The following is a 15,479-nucleotide window of genomic DNA, read 5'->3' as shown; positions in this document are numbered from 1 at the left end:
CCCCCACCTTCAAGTCCCCCTAGGTTTCGCCCGGGCCGTCGGCGCCGCGGCGGCCGGCTCCTTCGGCCAGGCGTGCCGCGGATAACGGCCACGCATGTCGGCGCGGACATCCTTCCAGGAGCCGCGCCAAAAGCCCGGCAGGTCGTTCGTCGTCTGGATGGGGCGGTGCGCGGGCGACAGGAGCGCCAGGGTGATCGGCCGGCCGGCGGCGGTGGGGTGGACGTTGAGGCCGAAGACCTCCTGGACGCGGACCTCGACACGCGGGCCAGCCTCCGCGCCGTAGTCGATGGGGAAGGTGTTGCCCGTGGGCGCCGTCCAGCGGGCGGGCGCCTCGCGGTCCACGGCCTGCAGGCGGTCCCATGGCGCCAGGGCGCGGATCGCGCCGTCGAGGTCTCCCGCCGGAATCGACGCCAGCGCGCGCCGGCCGAGCAGAAGCGGCGCCAGCCAATCATCCAACGTGGCCAGCAAGGTCTCATCGGACAGGTCTGGCCATGACGGGTCGCGGTCGCGCAGGAAGGCCAGGCGCCGGCGCAGCGCCTCGGTGGCTGGGGCCCAGGTTAGGCTGCCCAGGCCTTGATCACGCACGCGCTGAACCAGCGCCTGGGCGATCAGCCCCGGGTCGGCGTCCTCTACGGTCTCGCGGACCACGAGGCGGCCGAGCCGGATCAGGCGTTTCGCGCGGAGCTTGCCGGCGGCTTCGTCCAGGCGGGTCTCGGTCGTGAACTGATCGGCGAAGGCGGTGAGCAGTTCCGCCTCGTCCAGCGGCGCGGCCAGCAGAATCCGATCACGACGATCGCCGCCGCCCATCTCGGCGACGGCGATCCAGGTCTGGCGGGCGAGCGCATCGGTCGCCTCGAGCCAGGCGCCGCGGCCGCTGACCAGTTGAAATTCACCGGCCGGCCCGCGGGCCCGGGCGATCCGTTCGGGATAGGCGAAGGCCAGCAGCATGCCATCGGATAGCGGCTCGGACGCTCCGCCCTTCGGCGCGGACGCTGCCCAGCGCTGGGCCAGGCGGCGTGCATCTTGCGCGCGGGGCGAGCGGTCGCGACCGAGAGCCTCGAGGCGATGGGTGAGATCGGTGTCACGCCCGCCCAGACCCTGCTCCGCCAGGAGGGCGGCGATCTCGGCGGCGCGGGCCGCCTGCCCGGTCTCGGCCGCCTTCAGGATCATGTGGGCCAGGCGCGGCGCGGTCGGCACGGCGGCCATGGCTTCGCCGTGGCGCGTCAGCACGCCGTCAGGTGAGAGGGCTTCCAGGCGGATCAGCAGGCTGCGCGCCTCGGCGAAGGCCGCGGCGGGCGGCGCGTCGAGGAAGGCCAGGCCGTCGGCGTCCTTGGCGCCCCAGCGGGCCAGGTCCAGCGCCAGGCCCGCCAGGTCGGCCTGCAAGATCTCCGGATCGGCGAAGGCCGGCAGCGACCGGGTCTCGGCCTCGTCCCAGAGGCGGTAGCAGACCCCGGGCTCGGTGCGCCCTGCCCGCCCGCGGCGCTGGTCGGCGGCGGCGCGGCTGACGCGGACGGTGGCCAGGCGGGTCAGGCCGCTGGCGGGGTCGAAGCGCGGCACGCGGGCCAGGCCGCTGTCGATAACCACACGGACGCCCTGGATGGTCAGGCTGGTCTCGGCGATCGAGGTGGCCAGCACGACCTTGCGGACGCCCGGCGCGGCGGGGGCGATAGCGCGATCCTGGACCTTCGGATCGAGCGCGCCGAACAGCGGGGCCACCTCGACGCCAGCCCGCGGACGCTGCGCCAGACGCTCGGCGGTGCGCAGGATCTCGCCCTGACCGGGTAGGAACACCAGGACGCTGCCCGTTTCCTCAGCGAGCGCGCGCTCGACCGCCCGGACGACCTGGTCTTCGAGCCGCAGCCGGTCGTCGCGGCCGAGATAGCGGGTCTCCACCGGAAAGGCGCGGCCGAGGCTCTCCACCACCGGTGCGTCGCCGAGGAGCCGGGCGACGGCCGCGCCGTCCAGGGTCGCCGACATGACCAGCAGCTTGAGGTCGGGCCGCAGGACGCCTTGCGCGTCGCGGGCGAGCGCCAGGCCCAGGTCGGCGTCCAGGCTACGCTCGTGGAATTCGTCGAAGATCACGCAGGCCACGCCCGCCAGGGACGGGTCGTCCAGGATCATGCGGGTGAAGACGCCCTCGGTGACCACCTCGACACGGGTGCGCGCCGACACCCGGCTCTGCAGGCGGACGCGGAAGCCGACCGTCTCGCCGACGGGTTCGCCGAAGGTCTGGGCCATGCGTTCGGCCGCGGCGCGGGCGGCGAGACGGCGGGGTTCAAGCACGAGGATCTTGCCGTCGCCGCGCCACGGGGCGTCCAGCAGGGCCAGGGGAACGACGGTGGTCTTCCCCGCGCCAGGGGGGGCCACGAGGACGCAGGCGTCCGCGGCGGCGAGCGCCGCCTTCAGTTGCGGCAGAACCTCGTCGATCGGCAGCATCGCTGCGGTCTAACGGCGCGCGCCGGCCCCGCCAAGCCTTGCCGCTTGACCGGTCTGATCGCGCCGTCCACCGTCCCCCTGATTTGCGGGTGCGGGGGTTAGCGTCGAGGGGGCGCGCCGCAGCTCGGGAGAAATCCATGTGGCGGGTTAAATCGCTAGACGCGATCCTGGCGACAGCCGAGAAGAAATCGCTCCATCGGTCGCTCGGCCCCATCCAGCTGACCCTGCTCGGGATCGGCGGCGTCATCGGCACCGGCATCTTCGTGCTGACGGCGGAAGCCGCGCAGAAGGCGGGGCCGAGCATGATGCTCTCCTTCGTCATCGCCGGCTTCGTCTGCGCCATCGCCGCGCTTTGCTATTCCGAACTGGCCGCGATGGCCCCGGTGTCGGGGTCGGCCTACACCTATTCCTACGCCGTGCTCGGCGAGTTCGTCGCCTGGCTGGTCGGCTGGGCCCTCATCCTCGAATACGCCGTGGCCGCCAGCGCGGTCGCCGTCGGCTGGTCGGGTTATGTGGTCGGCCTGCTGGACCATTCCCTCGGCATCGTCGTGCCGCACGCCCTCGCGGCGGGACCCTACGCCGGCGGGATCATAATCCTCCCCGCCGTGCTGATCGCGCTTGCGGTCACCGGCCTTCTGGTGCTGGGCACCACCGAGAGCGCGACGGTCAATGCGGTCCTGGTCTGCATCAAGGTGGCCGCGCTTTCGGCCTTCGTCGCCCTGTCCCTGCCGGTGATCAAGGATGCGAACTTCCACCCCTTCATGCCCTTGGGCATGTCCGGCACCATCGGGGCGGCGGCCTCGATCTTCTTCGCCTACGTCGGGTTCGACGCGGTCTCCACAGCCGCCGAGGAGACCAAGAACCCGCAGCGCAACGTGCCGATCGGCCTGATCGGCTCGCTGGGCATCTGCACCATCTTCTATCTGCTGGTGGCCGCAGGCGCAGTCGGCGCCTATGGCGCGCAGCCTGTGATGGACGCCGCGGGCCATGCGATTTCGCCCGGCTCGCCCCTGCTCGCCGCCCGCTGCGACGAACTGACCTCCGTGGCCGGCCAGCCCCTGGTCTGCAGCCGCGAGGCCCTGGCCCACGTCCTGCGGCAGATCGGCCATCCGATCGTCGGCAACCTGCTGGGCCTGGCCGCCGGTCTCGCCCTGCCCTCGGTCATCCTGATGATGATCTACGGCCAGACCCGCATCTTCTTCGTCATGTCGCGCGACGGCCTGCTGCCGGAAGCGCTGTCGCGCATCCACCCGAAGTTCAAGACGCCGCACATCGTGACCATGGTCACCGGCGTCGGCGTGACGATCGCGGCGGCCTTCTTCCCGATCGGCCAGCTGGCGGATGTGTCCAACTCCGGAACGCTCTTCGCCTTCGCCGTCGTGTCGATCGCCGTGATGATGCTGCGCAAGACCGAGCCGAACCGTCACCGGCCGTTCCGGACGCCGCTGGTGTTTGTCATCGCCCCGCTGTCCATCGTCGGCTGCATCGGCCTGTTCATCTTCCTGCCGCCCGCCGCCAAGCTGGTGTTCCCGGTGTGGTCGGCGATCGGCCTGATGCTCTATTTCGCCTACGGCTATCGCAAGAGCCATGTCGCCCGCGGCCTGATGGAAGTCCCCGAACTGTCGCCGGACGCCCCGCCCACCGCCGTCCCGCCGATGCCCGGCGCGCCTGCGCCCGGCGGAAAGGACTAGGCCCTCCTCCATGCGCCGCGAGCCCCCGCCGGAAGGCGGAGGCCGTGGCCTTGCGGGGTCGGGGGTTGAGAGGAAAAGCTGAGGGCCGGGCGGATCGCGCGCGGTCGCTAGGACGGCCCGGCCCGCTCTTTTTCCGGCCCGCTCTTTTCCGGCCCGCTCTTTTCCGGCATGGGCGGATTGTCCGGCGCCTTGGCGGCGGGAAGCCAGAACCGCAGGCGATCCGGCAGTTTCAACACCTTGCGGATCTCGCTCACAGCCTCGCTGGGTTCCTGGTTTGTGAAGCGGTAAGTGAGCGCCCGCTCCGCAAGCAGCAGATCCAGCGCCGTCTCGAGCAACCGGGCGTCCTCGCCTTCGTACTCCGCCTCGATGCTGCGCCGCACCGCCGCGCGCACCTGAGCCCTGCGCAGGTCCGTCTTGGGCTCGACCTGCCGCTCAAGGGCCGCCAGCGGCTCAAGATTGATGGCGTCTTCGCGCGCCGCCTCGCGCTCGGCGCGCTCCAGCCGCTCATAGAGGCTGATGGTCAACCGCACCGACCGCGCGGCGCGGTCATGGGCCTGGCCGTAGGCGATCCGCTCGTCCTGGGTCGTGGCCTTGCGGACGCCCACCATCATCTCGCGGGACACCTCCATCCCCGCTTCGGCCAGCTCAACGAGCATGGCTTTGAATTGGTCGTGGACAGGCAGCGGCATGAGAACGTTTATAGAACATCGGTCGGACGCAGGCAAGTTGACCAATCGGCTGTACGTCCGCCTTTGGCGTGTGAGCCTCACCTTAAAATGCGATCGCCTTAATGTCCGCTGCGGGTGTTAGCGGACAGCTCGCCTGCGCTAGTCCATGCGTCTAAAACGCAACGACATAAGCCTTTGAAGCCAGGAGTCTCCAATGTCGACCAACGCAACTCGTCGGATTGTTTCGTCCGAAGGCACGCGCATCCGCGTCTCAAGTCCGCTGAGCTTTGAGACTGTCAGCGAGGCGCTGCTCGCGCAGATGGGGAAGGTTCTCGTCCCCGAATTCATGGCTTTCGTCGCGGAGGTGAAAACCGCGGAGGACTTCGACAGAATCGTTTCGGAGCGCTGGGTCGGAGAGAGTGGCTTCATGCAGTTCGCCGTGCTCAGTCACAGCGGGTGGCTGCCGCTCTACGGGATCAATCGCCGCGCAGAGCGTTGGATCCTCGGAAATCCGTTGATCGCGATCACAATGATCAAGCACGACATCAGCGCGGGCCTCTTCGCGCCGGTCGAGCTGCTTTTGACGGACAATGAAGACAAGAACGGCTGCACGATCGACTATGTCCTGCCATCGAGCATGATCGCGCCAGCGGGTTGTAGCGATGCACTACGCGCCGCTGCGAACATCCTCGACCAGAAATTTGAGGCTCTTGTCGCGCGTGCGTCGGGATTGAAGTGAGGCGCCAATGATCGAGGTGTCCGACGCAAAGAAGACCTCCCGAATGTCCGACATGGGTGGAAAACGGACATCACCGACATTGCGCCTCCGCCTCCATTGCTTAGGTTGGAACCCTGATGGGGGAAATCGGCGTGCGGCTGGACCAAGTCTCAATTGGTGAGTTCGTGGCCGCGGCCGCGGGGCAGCCGCGCTTCCGCGTCAAACACATGCCGACCCAGACGCTTCGCCGGGACCTTCACACCGAGGCTTCCCGGCTGATCGGCCTGCTATGCCTCGCCGACGACGTGAATACCTTCATACTGCACAATCGGTGGGTGGGCGGCGACGTTTGGAGCCCGGAATTGGGCGATTACACGGACGCGATCTGGGAAACCGTAGTCCTTCGCTCCTCCGCAGAAGCTTTCGCAGCAATCCCGACCGGCCCGGACAGCACTCATCGGATGGAGTGGTCGGGCGGGGTCATCCAGTGGAACACCGTCTCGGTGGAGTTCTTGACCGACCTCGGGGAGCCGGTGACCTTCGGCGTGAGCGGCGCGCTCGCGTACACCACCGGCATTGATGGCATTCCGCACGAGTTCCTGATTGAACTCGAGCTACCCAGCCTCGCCGGAGAGTGGCGCCTCAAGCAATCTTCGGCTCCATCAGGCTTCGTGCTCGCACGCCACACGGCGACGGCGTGAATGTCCTCAAGGGGTGGGAAGCGGAGGTCAGTGGTCGGCTGTAAAGGCGACATCGCCCAGCAGATTGACGATACCGCCTGCCTCCTGAAATTCGTCCGCGGCTTCGCGGTTTTGCACAACGGCGTCTCCGCCGCAGGACTGACAAGCGAACACCGCGTCGCCAGGTTTGAAGACGCGCTGAAATTCCGCGAAGGACGCACCGGCGGGCGCTAGTCCACCCTCGTAGCGTTTCACGCGGACTGGACGAAACTTCACGCCGAACGACGCTGAAGCGCGGCTGCAGAAACCGTCCAACCCCCTCTCGCCCAACTGCAATTCTTCCGACGTGAGTGCGCCCAGAGCCAGTTGCCGGTCACCACTCGCCGCCGCCACCAAGCCAAACGTCGTCATGTCGGTGTCGCCCACGAACGTGAAGGCGACTGACGGCGTCGAGCAGGCGACGCACCTCGTTCTTTGCACGTAGCCGTCGATTAGCATTCGTGGCTTCCCCGCGATGAAGGCAGTCAGCTTGCCCAATCTCCGCTGCGTCTCCTAGGGGTGGTTAGCGGACGTTCCGATCATCGCCAAATAGCGACTTGATGAGTTTGAGGATGAACTCGCGATCGTGCTCGATACCCGGTGAACGATAGTCGTTTTCGTCCCGGCTAACCCACCCACCGACAACGCGAACGCCAGATGGAGAATCATCAAGCTGCACGGCGTAGATGTGCGCGCCCGTCCAACTTCGATGGAAGTTTAACCAATCATCGTCAAAAGACACGAACCAGCGGTCGTCCATATCGCGCGGAGTAAAGCCCTCCCTCATCCGCGCTCCCTCAGCATCCGAAAAATGCTCAGACAACTCCAGCTGCTCCCGCTTCTGCGGAGGCGATAGCCGCTTGAAGGCCGCGGGTTTAGCGTCGGACATGGCGAGACTTTAGCGACCTGCTGTGCGGTCTGCTACGGGTGGAATGCGGACGGCGGACTATCGCAAATGGTCGTTGGCCTCGTTGGCAACTCTGATCAGGCGGTCATATAGCTCACCACCCCCAATGCCGTAGGCGTCAAGGCTACGGACGATTCCGAAATATGGGATCGCATAGGTCACGCGAACCTGGGTGAGTAGGTCGGAGAACGTCTGCGCGTATCCAGACTTCACGGCCTTAGTCCAACCCGCTGCTCGCTCGTCGGGCGACAGGGGCGCTTCGAGGGTCGCGATTATTGAAGCGATCTCTCGCTCTAGACTGATGCTCATCAAGGTCCTCATAGCAGACCTTCCCAAGGTCCGAGATGGGTCGGAAGCGGACGAAAGTCTTCAGCCGCGTCGGTGGCTGACGCAACGGTCGCAACAGGTGTCGCCAACGGGCAGCCTCTTAAAGCGTGCGGGGCGGGCGACCGCATGCGGCCACACGGCGAGGCGCGGGCTTTTCAATCCGACATGTGAGCGAGGACAGCTTTCACAGCGGTGATCACGGCGGCCTTCTTCTCGTCGCGCGTGATCGGCGCGAGGCGAGTTACGCCTGCGCCCTGGGGATTGGCCACGCTCCAGGCGTTCGCGAGCGCGTAGAGCACGGCTAACAGAGCGGCTGGAGAAAGGCTCTGGCCCAAGGCGCCCGCAGCTTGACCGGCAGCGATCACGTCGAGTTTGCGCTGGTAGCTCGCTCGCCCACGCTCGCTGAGCGGCGACGGTCCGTTTTCGAGCGTGCTCCAAAGGACCAGGCGTAGAAGCTCGGGGTGCGCCTCGGTGAAGTCAAAGAGGTCGGCGGCATAGCCCTCCAAGTCATCACCTCGGATTGGCGCCGCTTCCTGGAGCCGGTCTCCTTCTCGCGAGATGACCGCTTGGAACAGAGCCTCCTTATTTCCGAAGTAGATGTAGATCAGATTCTTATTGAGGCCGGCCGCCGCGGCGATGCGGTCGACGCGCGCGCCGGCGATCCCATACCGGGCGAATTCCGCGAGGGCGGCGTCATAAATACGCGCTCGGCTCTCGTCAGCGTTTCCCAAATGCGCCTCTTGACTGACTAGTTAGTTCTAACCTAGCTAACGATCTAGTTAGCTCAGGCCGCGCCGCGGCGACAAGGGAGGATCGAATGGCTCGAATCTGGATCATGACCGGCGCCTCGCGTGGCCTCGGCTACGCCTTCGCCGAAGCCGCCGCCGCCGCCGGCGACACGGTGGTCGCAACAGCCCGTAACCCTGAGAGCCTGAAGCCTCTGGTTGAGGCCTATGACGAGCGCATCGTGCCGATGAAGCTTGATGTCACCGATCGCGCGAATATCGCGCAGGTGATCGACGACACGATCGCCCGCTTCGGGCGCATTGATATTCTCTGCAACAACGCCGGCTACGGCTTGCGGGGCGCCGTTGAGGAAGCGTCCGAGCAGCAGGTTCGCGACCAGATGGAGACGAACTTCTTCGGCGCCTTCTGGATGACCCAGGCGGTGCTCCCGCAAATGCGCGCTCAGACGTCGGGGCACATCCTGCAGGTCTCCAGCATGGGCGGCCAAATCGCCTTCCCGCTGCTGGGGGTCTACCACGCCTCGAAGTGGGCCCTGGAGGGCTTCAGCGAGTCTCTGGCCGGTGAGGTTGCGTCCTTCGGCGTCAAGGTGACGATCATCGAGCCAGGCGGCTTCCGGACCGACTGGGGTGGTTCCAGCATGGTCCATGCCGATCATATGGAGGCTTACAGCGAGCATCCGATGCGCAAGGTCAATCCAAACGCGCCGCGTCGTTCGCCCGCAGGGGATCCCGCCAAGGCCGCCGCAGCGCTCATGCAGATGCTGAACAGCGATCAACCCGCGCCGCTACGGTTGCTCATGGGTGTTACGGCGCTGGACATGGTTCAGGAGGCCTATCACCGCCGCCTTGCGGAATCCGATCGCTGGAAGGTGCTGGCGCGGTCGACCGAGGCCGAATAGGGACCTCCGGCCATCGCTGAAGCGTCGCGCTGGGGGCTAGCCGACACGCCCGCCGTGGTCGATCATGCGGGATGACCACCACAGACGCCCCCTCGCCCATCGGCGCCATGATCGCGCCGGTGACGCCGCTGCAGCAGAACTGCACCATCGTCTGGTGCGCCAAGACGCTGAAGGCGGCGATCATCGATCCCGGCGGCGAGATCGACCGGCTGCTGGAGGGCGTGAAACAGCGCGGCCTGACGCTGGAGAAGATCTGGATCACCCACGGCCACGCCGACCACGCCGGCGGGACTGCGCCCTTGCGGGCGCGGACGGGGGTTCCGGTGGAGGGGCCGCATCCGGACGACCAGTTCTGGATCGATCGGATTCCCACGGCCGCCGCTCGCCATGGCACGGTCGGGGCCGAGGCGTTCACGCCGGATCGCTGGCTGGGCGACGGCGACACCGTGACATTGGGCGAGACCGCGTTCGAGGTGCTGCATTGCCCCGGCCATACGCCGGGCCACGTGGTCTTCTTTCACCGCCAGGCGCGGTTCGCGCAGGTCGGCGATGTGCTGTTCAAGGGCTCCATCGGCCGCACCGACTTCCCGCGTGGAAACCATGCGGACCTCATTCAGGCGATCACGACGAAGCTCTGGCCGCTGGGCGATGACGTCGCGTTCGTCCCGGGCCATGGGCCGATGTCGACTTTCGGCCAGGAACGGCGAACCAATCCGTTCGTCGCCGACGCCGTTCTTGCGCGACCCTGAGTCATTTCAGCCATGAAATTCCCCCGTTACGAGGCTTCACGAAAAGCGTCGCATGGAGCCTGCGACTGACATGCCCGCCACTGGGGACGCCACCGGCGCCCGCATTCTTATGGTGGACGACGACCCGGGCATCCGCGACGTGGTGTCCGACTTCCTGGGTCGGCACGGTTATGCCGTGGAGACCGCGGCCGACGCGCGCGAGATGGACCAGGCGTTGGCCCGAGGCCGCGTCGACCTGATCGTGCTGGACGTCATGCTGCCCGGCGAAGACGGCCTGGCCATCTGCCGACGCCTGGCTGGGGGCCCGACGCCGATCATCATGCTCTCGGCCATGGGCGAGGACACCGACCGGATCGTGGGTCTCGAGATGGGCGCGGACGACTACCTGCCCAAGCCGTGCAATCCGCGGGAACTCCTGGCCCGGGTGCGCGCCGTGCTTCGGCGGGGCGAACAGAAAACACCGGCGCCGACCTCGGAGGCTGGATACGAGTTCGCCGGTTGGCGGCTCGACCTGGTGCGGCGTGAACTGCGATCGCCGAGCGGGGTGGTGGTGAACCTGTCGTCCGGCGAGTTTTCGCTGATCCGCGCCTTCGTCGAACGGCCGCAACGGGTGCTCACCCGCGACCAGTTGCTGGAGTTCGCCCGTGGCCGCGACACCGAGGCCTTCGATCGGGCGATCGACGTGCAGATCAGTCGCCTGCGTCGCAAGCTGGACGACGGCGGCCAGACCTTGATCCGTACGATCCGCAATGAAGGCTACATGTTCACCGCCAAGGTGAAACGCACGTGAGGCCGATCCTGCGGGCGCGCCCGACGGTTCCGCTGTTCGTTCAGCTCCTGGGCCTGATCGGCCTGACCGTCCTCGCTTCGCAGGTGATCAGCCTGATCCTGATCGTCTTCCTGCCGCCGCCCGTGCCCGATTTTTACCGCGTCAGCGAGGTCGAACACGCCCTCATAAATGGCCGGCAGACCTATCCCGACCGTCCGGCGCTCGAAGTTCTGACCGTCGACGACGCGCCCCGCAGCGCACCCTACAAGCGGGTCCCGCCGCAGATCCGCGAGCGGTTGGCGCGCGATCTCGGGGTCGATCGCCGCAGCGTCGTCATCGCCGGCGATCGTATGCCCTTCGCCGACCGGCGCGTAGGCCGCATCATCCGGGAACGGATGCGCCGCGACGGCGATCTGACCGAAGAACATTTCCTGATCACGCCGTTCGAGGCCGGCGTGAAGCGCGCCGATGGCCGCTGGACGGTGGTGCGACCTGAGCGCCGCTTCTGGCTCAGCGACTGGCAGCAGCGCATCGGCTTGTGGTTCGTGCTCTCGGCGCTGGCCATGGCGCCGGTCGCCTTCATCTTTGCGCGGCGCATGTCCGCACCGATCGCCCAGTTCGCCGAGGCCGCCGAGCGCCTGGGCCGAGATCCCTCCGCGCCGCCGGTCACTCTGACGGGGTCCTCCGAGATCGCCATGGCGGCGCGCGCGCTCAATGACATGCAGGAGCGCTTGAAGCGCTATGTGGACGACCGCACGGCGATGATGGGCGCCATCGCCCACGACCTGCGCACGCCGCTGACGCGTCTGCGCTTCCGCATCGAGGCTCTGCCGGAAGACCAGCACGCCAAGATTTCGTCCGACCTCGACCAGATGGAGGCGATGATCAGCGCAGCGCTGAATTTCGTCCGCGACGCGACCCGGCCGGGTGAACGCACCCCCTTGGAGCTGTCGTCGCTGCTCGACAGCCTCTGCGACGAGATGACGGAAACCGGCGCTTCAGCGGACATGGAGTCCGACGAGAAGGTCGTGGTCGAGGGCGACCCCATGGCCCTGCGCAGGCTGTTCGCCAATCTGCTGGACAACGCCGTGAAGTTCGGCGGCGCGGCGCGGGTGCGGGTGTTTCGGGACAGCGATATGGCCGTGGTCGAGATCGACGACGACGGGCCCGGCGTGCCGGCCGAAGACGTCGAGCGCGTCTTCGAACCCTTCTATCGCCGCGAGCCTTCGCGCAGCCGGCAAACCGGCGGGATCGGCCTGGGTCTTGCCGTCGTACGATCGATCGCCCGCGGCCACGGGGGCGACGTCACCCTTCGCAATCGCCCCGGCGGCCTGACCGCCGTGGTCCGTCTTCCGGCCTGACGCGATCCGGCCAGCCCCGGGCGGCCTCGGCGGCCGCTTCATCCGATAACGTCCGTTTGATCGGCCGTGTTTAGCGCGCGGGGCGACGCAACCTCTGCTGAGGCTCGTTGGTTAGCCCAACGTAACCGCTTTCCGTCGCCGAATTGGATGACAGAGCCATGCCAAAGCCGCCGTCCGGACGGACAGCCCCGACAAGGAGTGACCCCATGCCTACGGTCGAATCCACCAAGCCCCGCGCCCGTCGCGGCTTCGCCGCGATGAACCCTGAACGTCGCCGCGAGATCGCCCGCAAGGGCGGCGCGTCCGTGCCCGGCGAAAAGCGCAGCTTCGCCAAAGACCGCGACCTCGCCGCCTCGGCCGGCCGCAAAGGCGGCGAAGCGTCCCGCGGCACGGGCCGCGCGCGCGACGACACCGAAGTCTAGAAGAGCCTTAGGCGGTGGGCGGCCCTTAGGCCGCCCTCAAGAGCACCACGGCGAAGCCCGGCTCGTCCGAACGCCAAGCACGCTCCAACGACCAACCGGACGCCGCAGCCAAGCCACCAATGCCTTCAAGGGTGAACTTGTAGGCGTTTTCCGTGTGGATCGTCTCGCCTTTGGCGAAGCTGATCAGGCGGCCCGCCACCTCCACAGTCTGTGACCGCTGGCTCTCCAAGTGCATCTCGATGCGTTGCGCCTGAGCATTCCATCTCGCCAAGTGACGGAAGCCCTCCAGATCGAAGTCGGCGGCCAGTTCGCGGTTCATGCGCGCAAGAAGGTTGAGGTTGAAGGCCGCCGTCACACCCGCCGCATCGTCGTAGGCCGCGACCAGGACCGCTGGGTCCTTCACCAGATCACACCCGACGATGAACACCGCCCCCTCGCCCAGCAGGGCGCGGGCGTTGGCCAGGAAGGCGGTCGCCTCGGCCGGCGTGAAATTGCCGATGGTCGAGCCTGGGAAGAAGCCCACGACCGGCCGACCGGCCACCGCGTCGGGCAATCGCAGCGCACGGGTGAAGTCATCCACCAGCGGCGCGACGGTCACCTTCGGGTAATCGACGCGCAGTGCTTGCGCCGCCTCATCGAGGGCCGTCGGGCTGATGTCGATGGGCGCGTAGACCTCGATCTGCGGCGCCGCGTCGAGCAGCAGCCGGGTCTTGGTGCTCGCCCCGCTGCCAAATTCCACCAGGGCCGCGCCACCCGGAATCGCCGCGGCGATATCGCCGGCGATCTCGCGCAGCAGGGCGGTCTCGGTGCGGGTCGGATAGTATTCCGGCAGATCGCAGATCGACTCGAACAGGCGCGAGCCTTCTTCGTCGTAAAAGTACTTGGGCGACATCGCCTTTTGCGGCCTGGACAGGCCTTCCAGCGCGTCGGCTTCAAAGCCCGACGTCAGCGCCGCATCCATACCGTCCATCGCCAGACGCACTCCCGAAAACATCCAGCGTTGATGCGGATAGAAGAAGTTTCGATAGGTCGGCCGGGTGTGGCCTTCCGGTGTGACGCAGGCCCCGCCGCGCAGCACGAACTGCCCCGACATGAACTTGCCGTTGTATTCCCCGACCGCGCCGGGCGCGATGCGGAAGCCTGGATAGGGAGAATAGGCGCTACGCGTCCACTCCCACAGGTCGCCGAACATCTGCCGCAGGCCCGCGCCTTGCGGCGCAGCCAGGGGCTTGAGCGCATGTCGGCCGACAAAATTGCCCGCGACAGCGAGATTGGCCGCGGCGTGTTCCCATTCGGCCTCGGTGGGCAGGCGGGCCCCGGTCCAGGTCGCATAGGCCTCGGCCTCGTAGAAGCTGACGTGGCTGACGGGCGCGTCCAGCTCCAGCGGGCGCAGGCCATGCAGGCCCATCTCCATCCAGCCAGAGGCCGTGTCTTCCCAATAGAGGGGACCGGTCCAGCCTTCGCCGCGCACCAGGCTCCAGCCATCGGACAGCCAGAACTCGGCGCGGGCGTATCCCCCGTCCTCGATGAAGGCCAGCCATTCGCCGTTGGTGACCAGCCGGTCGGCCAGCCGGTAGGGCGCCAGGAACACCTTGTGACGCGGACCCTCGTTGTCGAAGGCGAAGCCCTGCCCATCGTGGCCGATTTCAACGACGCCGCCTTCGAAGCCGACATAGGCCAGGGGCGCCACGGCGGGCTTCGCCACGAACGGCGACGCCGGCGCATAGGCCGGCTTCAGCGCCGACTGGGCGAAGAGGTGAAGGACATCCATCAGGATCAACTCCTGATGTTGTTCCTCATGGGCGAGGCCAAGTTCGACGAGGGCCTCGACATCCGGGCTGTCCTGGGCCAGCAGCGCCTCCATGCCCCGATCAACGTGCCCGCGATACGCCAGCACATCGTCGTGCGACGGACGGGTCATCAGGCCGCGCTGGGGCCGTGGCTGCCGCGCGCCGACGGATTCGTAATAGGAATTGAACAGGTAACCGAAGCGCGGATCGAACAGCTTGTAGCCCGCGAGGTTTGGACTGAGCAGAAAGGTCTCGAAGAACCAGGTCGTATGCGCCAGGTGCCATTTGACGGGGCTGGCGTCCGGCATCGACTGGGCGAGTTGGTCTTCAGGCGTCAGGCACTGGCTCAAGTTCTGGCTCTGCTCGCGCACGGCGCGGTAGCGCTTCAGCAGCGCCTTCGGCCCAATGGTCGCGGCGGCGCGGTCAAGCTGCGCCCTATGCAGATCGGCCATCAGTCCTCATCTCTCTGTCGGGCGGGGTCGGGAATGGAGACCACAAAGCCGGGCGGCGCAAGAACGCACACGGATGTCACCAGCCGCTGGCGCACCATTGCGCCTTGTTCCTGCAAACGGAACGCAACAGAAGGCGCCGCGTTCACCTCGCACGTCCCTAGTAGACCTCATTTCAACGATTTAGGACGCGCCGCAGGCGGAACCGAGGGTTCCGTTTGCAAGGGATGCGCGCCCGCCAGAAGGCGACGGGCCATGGGTTTGCGACCCGATGCTTATGACTCCGAAAGCGGCCCAGCCCAGAGTTGGCGTGATGAGGTGGTCGGACTCATCCCGGCGCTGCGTGCCTTCGCCTGGTCGCTTTCGCACAATGGGTCGGACGCCGACGACCTGGTGCAAGACACCCTGATCAAAGCGTGGAGCAATCGCGAGAAATTCGAGCCAGGGACCAACCTGCGCGCCTGGCTGTTCACGATCCTGCGCAATACCTACTACACCAATGTGGTGCGCCGCCGCCGCGAGGTCCGCGACGAGGGCGGCGACTACGCCAGCACGCTGAAGGAGGATCCCAGCCAAGACTGGAGCCTCGCGATGAAGTCGCTGCAGGCGGCGCTGGCGAAGCTGCCCCATGAGCACCGCGAGGCCTTGATTCTCGTCGGCGCGGCTGGGCTTTCCTACAATGAAGCGGCCGAGATTTGCGGCTGCGCCCTCGGCACCATCAAAAGCCGCGTGAACCGCGCGCGCGCTCGGCTGCTGAAATTGCTCGACGCCGAGGACGTAACGGAGTTCCTGTCCCTGGAAACCATGGCCGCCATCGGCCGGGCCTGA

The 15,479-nt window shown here is 67.0% G+C and carries 16 protein-coding genes; 9 read left to right on the top strand and 7 right to left on the bottom strand.

The features are described from left to right. Window positions 1-9: 9 nt before the first annotated feature. Window positions 10-2,436 (bottom strand): ATP-dependent helicase HrpB, encoded by a 2,427-nt coding sequence (gene hrpB / locus BN1313_RS06615; protein ID WP_091738100.1) that lies wholly within the window; start codon window positions 2,434-2,436, stop codon window positions 10-12. Between the two features lie 137 nt (window positions 2,437-2,573). Between hrpB and BN1313_RS06610 the strand changes: the two genes are divergently transcribed. Beyond that, window positions 2,574-4,127, top strand: a complete 1,554-nt coding sequence (locus tag BN1313_RS06610) for an amino acid permease (protein WP_091738097.1) — start codon at window positions 2,574-2,576, stop codon at window positions 4,125-4,127. Between the two features lie 107 nt (window positions 4,128-4,234). Here the strand turns inward: BN1313_RS06610 and BN1313_RS06605 are convergent, their stop codons facing one another. After that, window positions 4,235-4,816, bottom strand: a complete 582-nt coding sequence (locus tag BN1313_RS06605) for a hypothetical protein (RefSeq protein WP_091738094.1) — start codon at window positions 4,814-4,816, stop codon at window positions 4,235-4,237. Between the two features lie 193 nt (window positions 4,817-5,009). Here BN1313_RS06605 and BN1313_RS06600 point away from each other — a divergent pair, with 193 nt between their 5' ends. Together BN1313_RS06600 and BN1313_RS06595 are read left to right on the top strand one after the other, a co-directional pair. After that, window positions 5,010-5,534 carry a DUF302 domain-containing protein gene (locus tag BN1313_RS06600; protein WP_091738091.1) on the top strand — a complete coding sequence of 175 codons (525 nt, stop codon included), beginning with the start codon at window positions 5,010-5,012 and terminating at the stop codon, window positions 5,532-5,534. A 116-nt stretch (window positions 5,535-5,650) separates the two neighbouring features. Continuing rightward, window positions 5,651-6,214: a hypothetical protein gene (locus BN1313_RS06595; RefSeq protein ID WP_091738088.1), complete on the top strand. Its 564-nt coding sequence runs from the start codon at window positions 5,651-5,653 to the stop codon at window positions 6,212-6,214. 27 nt (window positions 6,215-6,241) lie between these two features. Here the strand turns inward: BN1313_RS06595 and BN1313_RS06590 are convergent, their stop codons facing one another. The 4 genes from BN1313_RS06590 to BN1313_RS06575 form a co-directional block, all read right to left on the bottom strand. After that, entirely contained in the window at window positions 6,242-6,619 is a 378-nt protein-coding gene (locus BN1313_RS06590; protein WP_141653092.1) for a hypothetical protein, read from the bottom strand. Between the two features lie 136 nt (window positions 6,620-6,755). Next, complete coding sequence (locus BN1313_RS06585; protein WP_091738082.1) at window positions 6,756-7,121, bottom strand: hypothetical protein; 366 nt, start codon at window positions 7,119-7,121, stop codon at window positions 6,756-6,758. Window positions 7,122-7,178: 57 nt separating this feature from the next. Next, window positions 7,179-7,448, bottom strand: a complete 270-nt coding sequence (locus BN1313_RS06580; protein WP_141653091.1) for a hypothetical protein — start codon at window positions 7,446-7,448, stop codon at window positions 7,179-7,181. 173 nt (window positions 7,449-7,621) lie between these two features. Further along, complete coding sequence (locus tag BN1313_RS06575) at window positions 7,622-8,197, bottom strand: TetR/AcrR family transcriptional regulator (protein WP_091738077.1); 576 nt, start codon at window positions 8,195-8,197, stop codon at window positions 7,622-7,624. 86 nt (window positions 8,198-8,283) lie between these two features. On the opposite strand from BN1313_RS06575, the gene BN1313_RS06570 reads away from it, so the two are divergent. The 5 genes from BN1313_RS06570 (at window position 8,284) to BN1313_RS06550 (ending at window position 12,412) form a co-directional block, all read left to right on the top strand. Continuing rightward, window positions 8,284-9,111, top strand: coding sequence for an oxidoreductase (locus tag BN1313_RS06570; protein WP_091738074.1), 828 nt, complete (start codon window positions 8,284-8,286; stop codon window positions 9,109-9,111). A 71-nt stretch (window positions 9,112-9,182) separates the two neighbouring features. Next, window positions 9,183-9,860: an MBL fold metallo-hydrolase gene (locus BN1313_RS06565; RefSeq protein ID WP_091738071.1), complete on the top strand. Its 678-nt coding sequence runs from the start codon at window positions 9,183-9,185 to the stop codon at window positions 9,858-9,860. A gap of 52 nt (window positions 9,861-9,912) precedes the next feature. Further along, window positions 9,913-10,650 carry a response regulator gene (locus BN1313_RS06560; RefSeq protein ID WP_091738069.1) on the top strand — a complete coding sequence of 246 codons (738 nt, stop codon included), beginning with the start codon at window positions 9,913-9,915 and terminating at the stop codon, window positions 10,648-10,650. Continuing rightward, entirely contained in the window at window positions 10,647-11,990 is a 1,344-nt protein-coding gene (locus BN1313_RS06555; RefSeq protein WP_342666764.1) for an ATP-binding protein, read from the top strand. Before BN1313_RS06560 ends, BN1313_RS06555 begins: the two co-directional genes overlap by 4 nt. A gap of 206 nt (window positions 11,991-12,196) precedes the next feature. Further along, window positions 12,197-12,412 carry a con-10 family general stress protein gene (locus BN1313_RS06550; protein ID WP_091738066.1) on the top strand — a complete coding sequence of 72 codons (216 nt, stop codon included), beginning with the start codon at window positions 12,197-12,199 and terminating at the stop codon, window positions 12,410-12,412. 25 nt (window positions 12,413-12,437) lie between these two features. On the opposite strand, the gene egtB is transcribed toward BN1313_RS06550, so the two are convergent. Next, window positions 12,438-14,654: an ergothioneine biosynthesis protein EgtB gene (egtB, locus tag BN1313_RS06545; protein WP_091738063.1), complete on the bottom strand. Its 2,217-nt coding sequence runs from the start codon at window positions 14,652-14,654 to the stop codon at window positions 12,438-12,440. A 252-nt stretch (window positions 14,655-14,906) separates the two neighbouring features. Here egtB and BN1313_RS06540 point away from each other — a divergent pair, with 252 nt between their 5' ends. Further along, entirely contained in the window at window positions 14,907-15,479 is a 573-nt protein-coding gene (locus tag BN1313_RS06540; protein ID WP_091738060.1) for a sigma-70 family RNA polymerase sigma factor, read from the top strand.

The sequence above is a fragment of the Phenylobacterium immobile (ATCC 35973) genome, assembly GCF_001375595.1.
Taxonomy (GTDB): domain Bacteria; phylum Pseudomonadota; class Alphaproteobacteria; order Caulobacterales; family Caulobacteraceae; genus Phenylobacterium; species Phenylobacterium immobile.
Note: the sequence above shows the minus strand (reverse complement) of the source record. Positions and strands in the feature narration are given on the sequence as shown.

Excerpts from the sequence above, each read along its gene's own strand:
- BN1313_RS06540 (WP_091738060.1), top strand. The coding sequence starts at position 14,907 with ATGGGTTTGCGACCCGATGCTTATGACTCCGAAAGCGGCCCAGCCCAG.
- BN1313_RS06570 (WP_091738074.1), top strand. The coding sequence starts at position 8,284 with ATGGCTCGAATCTGGATCATGACCGGCGCCTCGCGTGGCCTCGGCTAC.
- BN1313_RS06550 (WP_091738066.1), top strand. The coding sequence starts at position 12,197 with ATGCCTACGGTCGAATCCACCAAGCCCCGCGCCCGTCGCGGCTTCGCC.
- BN1313_RS06600 (WP_091738091.1), top strand. The coding sequence starts at position 5,010 with ATGTCGACCAACGCAACTCGTCGGATTGTTTCGTCCGAAGGCACGCGC.
- BN1313_RS06580 (WP_141653091.1), bottom strand. The coding sequence starts at position 7,448 with ATGAGCATCAGTCTAGAGCGAGAGATCGCTTCAATAATCGCGACCCTC.
- egtB (WP_091738063.1), bottom strand. The coding sequence starts at position 14,654 with ATGGCCGATCTGCATAGGGCGCAGCTTGACCGCGCCGCCGCGACCATT.
- BN1313_RS06585 (WP_091738082.1), bottom strand. The coding sequence starts at position 7,121 with ATGTCCGACGCTAAACCCGCGGCCTTCAAGCGGCTATCGCCTCCGCAG.
- hrpB (WP_091738100.1), bottom strand. The coding sequence starts at position 2,436 with ATGCTGCCGATCGACGAGGTTCTGCCGCAACTGAAGGCGGCGCTCGCC.
- BN1313_RS06565 (WP_091738071.1), top strand. The coding sequence starts at position 9,183 with ATGACCACCACAGACGCCCCCTCGCCCATCGGCGCCATGATCGCGCCG.
- BN1313_RS06605 (WP_091738094.1), bottom strand. The coding sequence starts at position 4,816 with ATGCCGCTGCCTGTCCACGACCAATTCAAAGCCATGCTCGTTGAGCTG.
- BN1313_RS06560 (WP_091738069.1), top strand. The coding sequence starts at position 9,913 with ATGGAGCCTGCGACTGACATGCCCGCCACTGGGGACGCCACCGGCGCC.
- BN1313_RS06595 (WP_091738088.1), top strand. The coding sequence starts at position 5,651 with ATGGGGGAAATCGGCGTGCGGCTGGACCAAGTCTCAATTGGTGAGTTC.
- BN1313_RS06610 (WP_091738097.1), top strand. The coding sequence starts at position 2,574 with ATGTGGCGGGTTAAATCGCTAGACGCGATCCTGGCGACAGCCGAGAAG.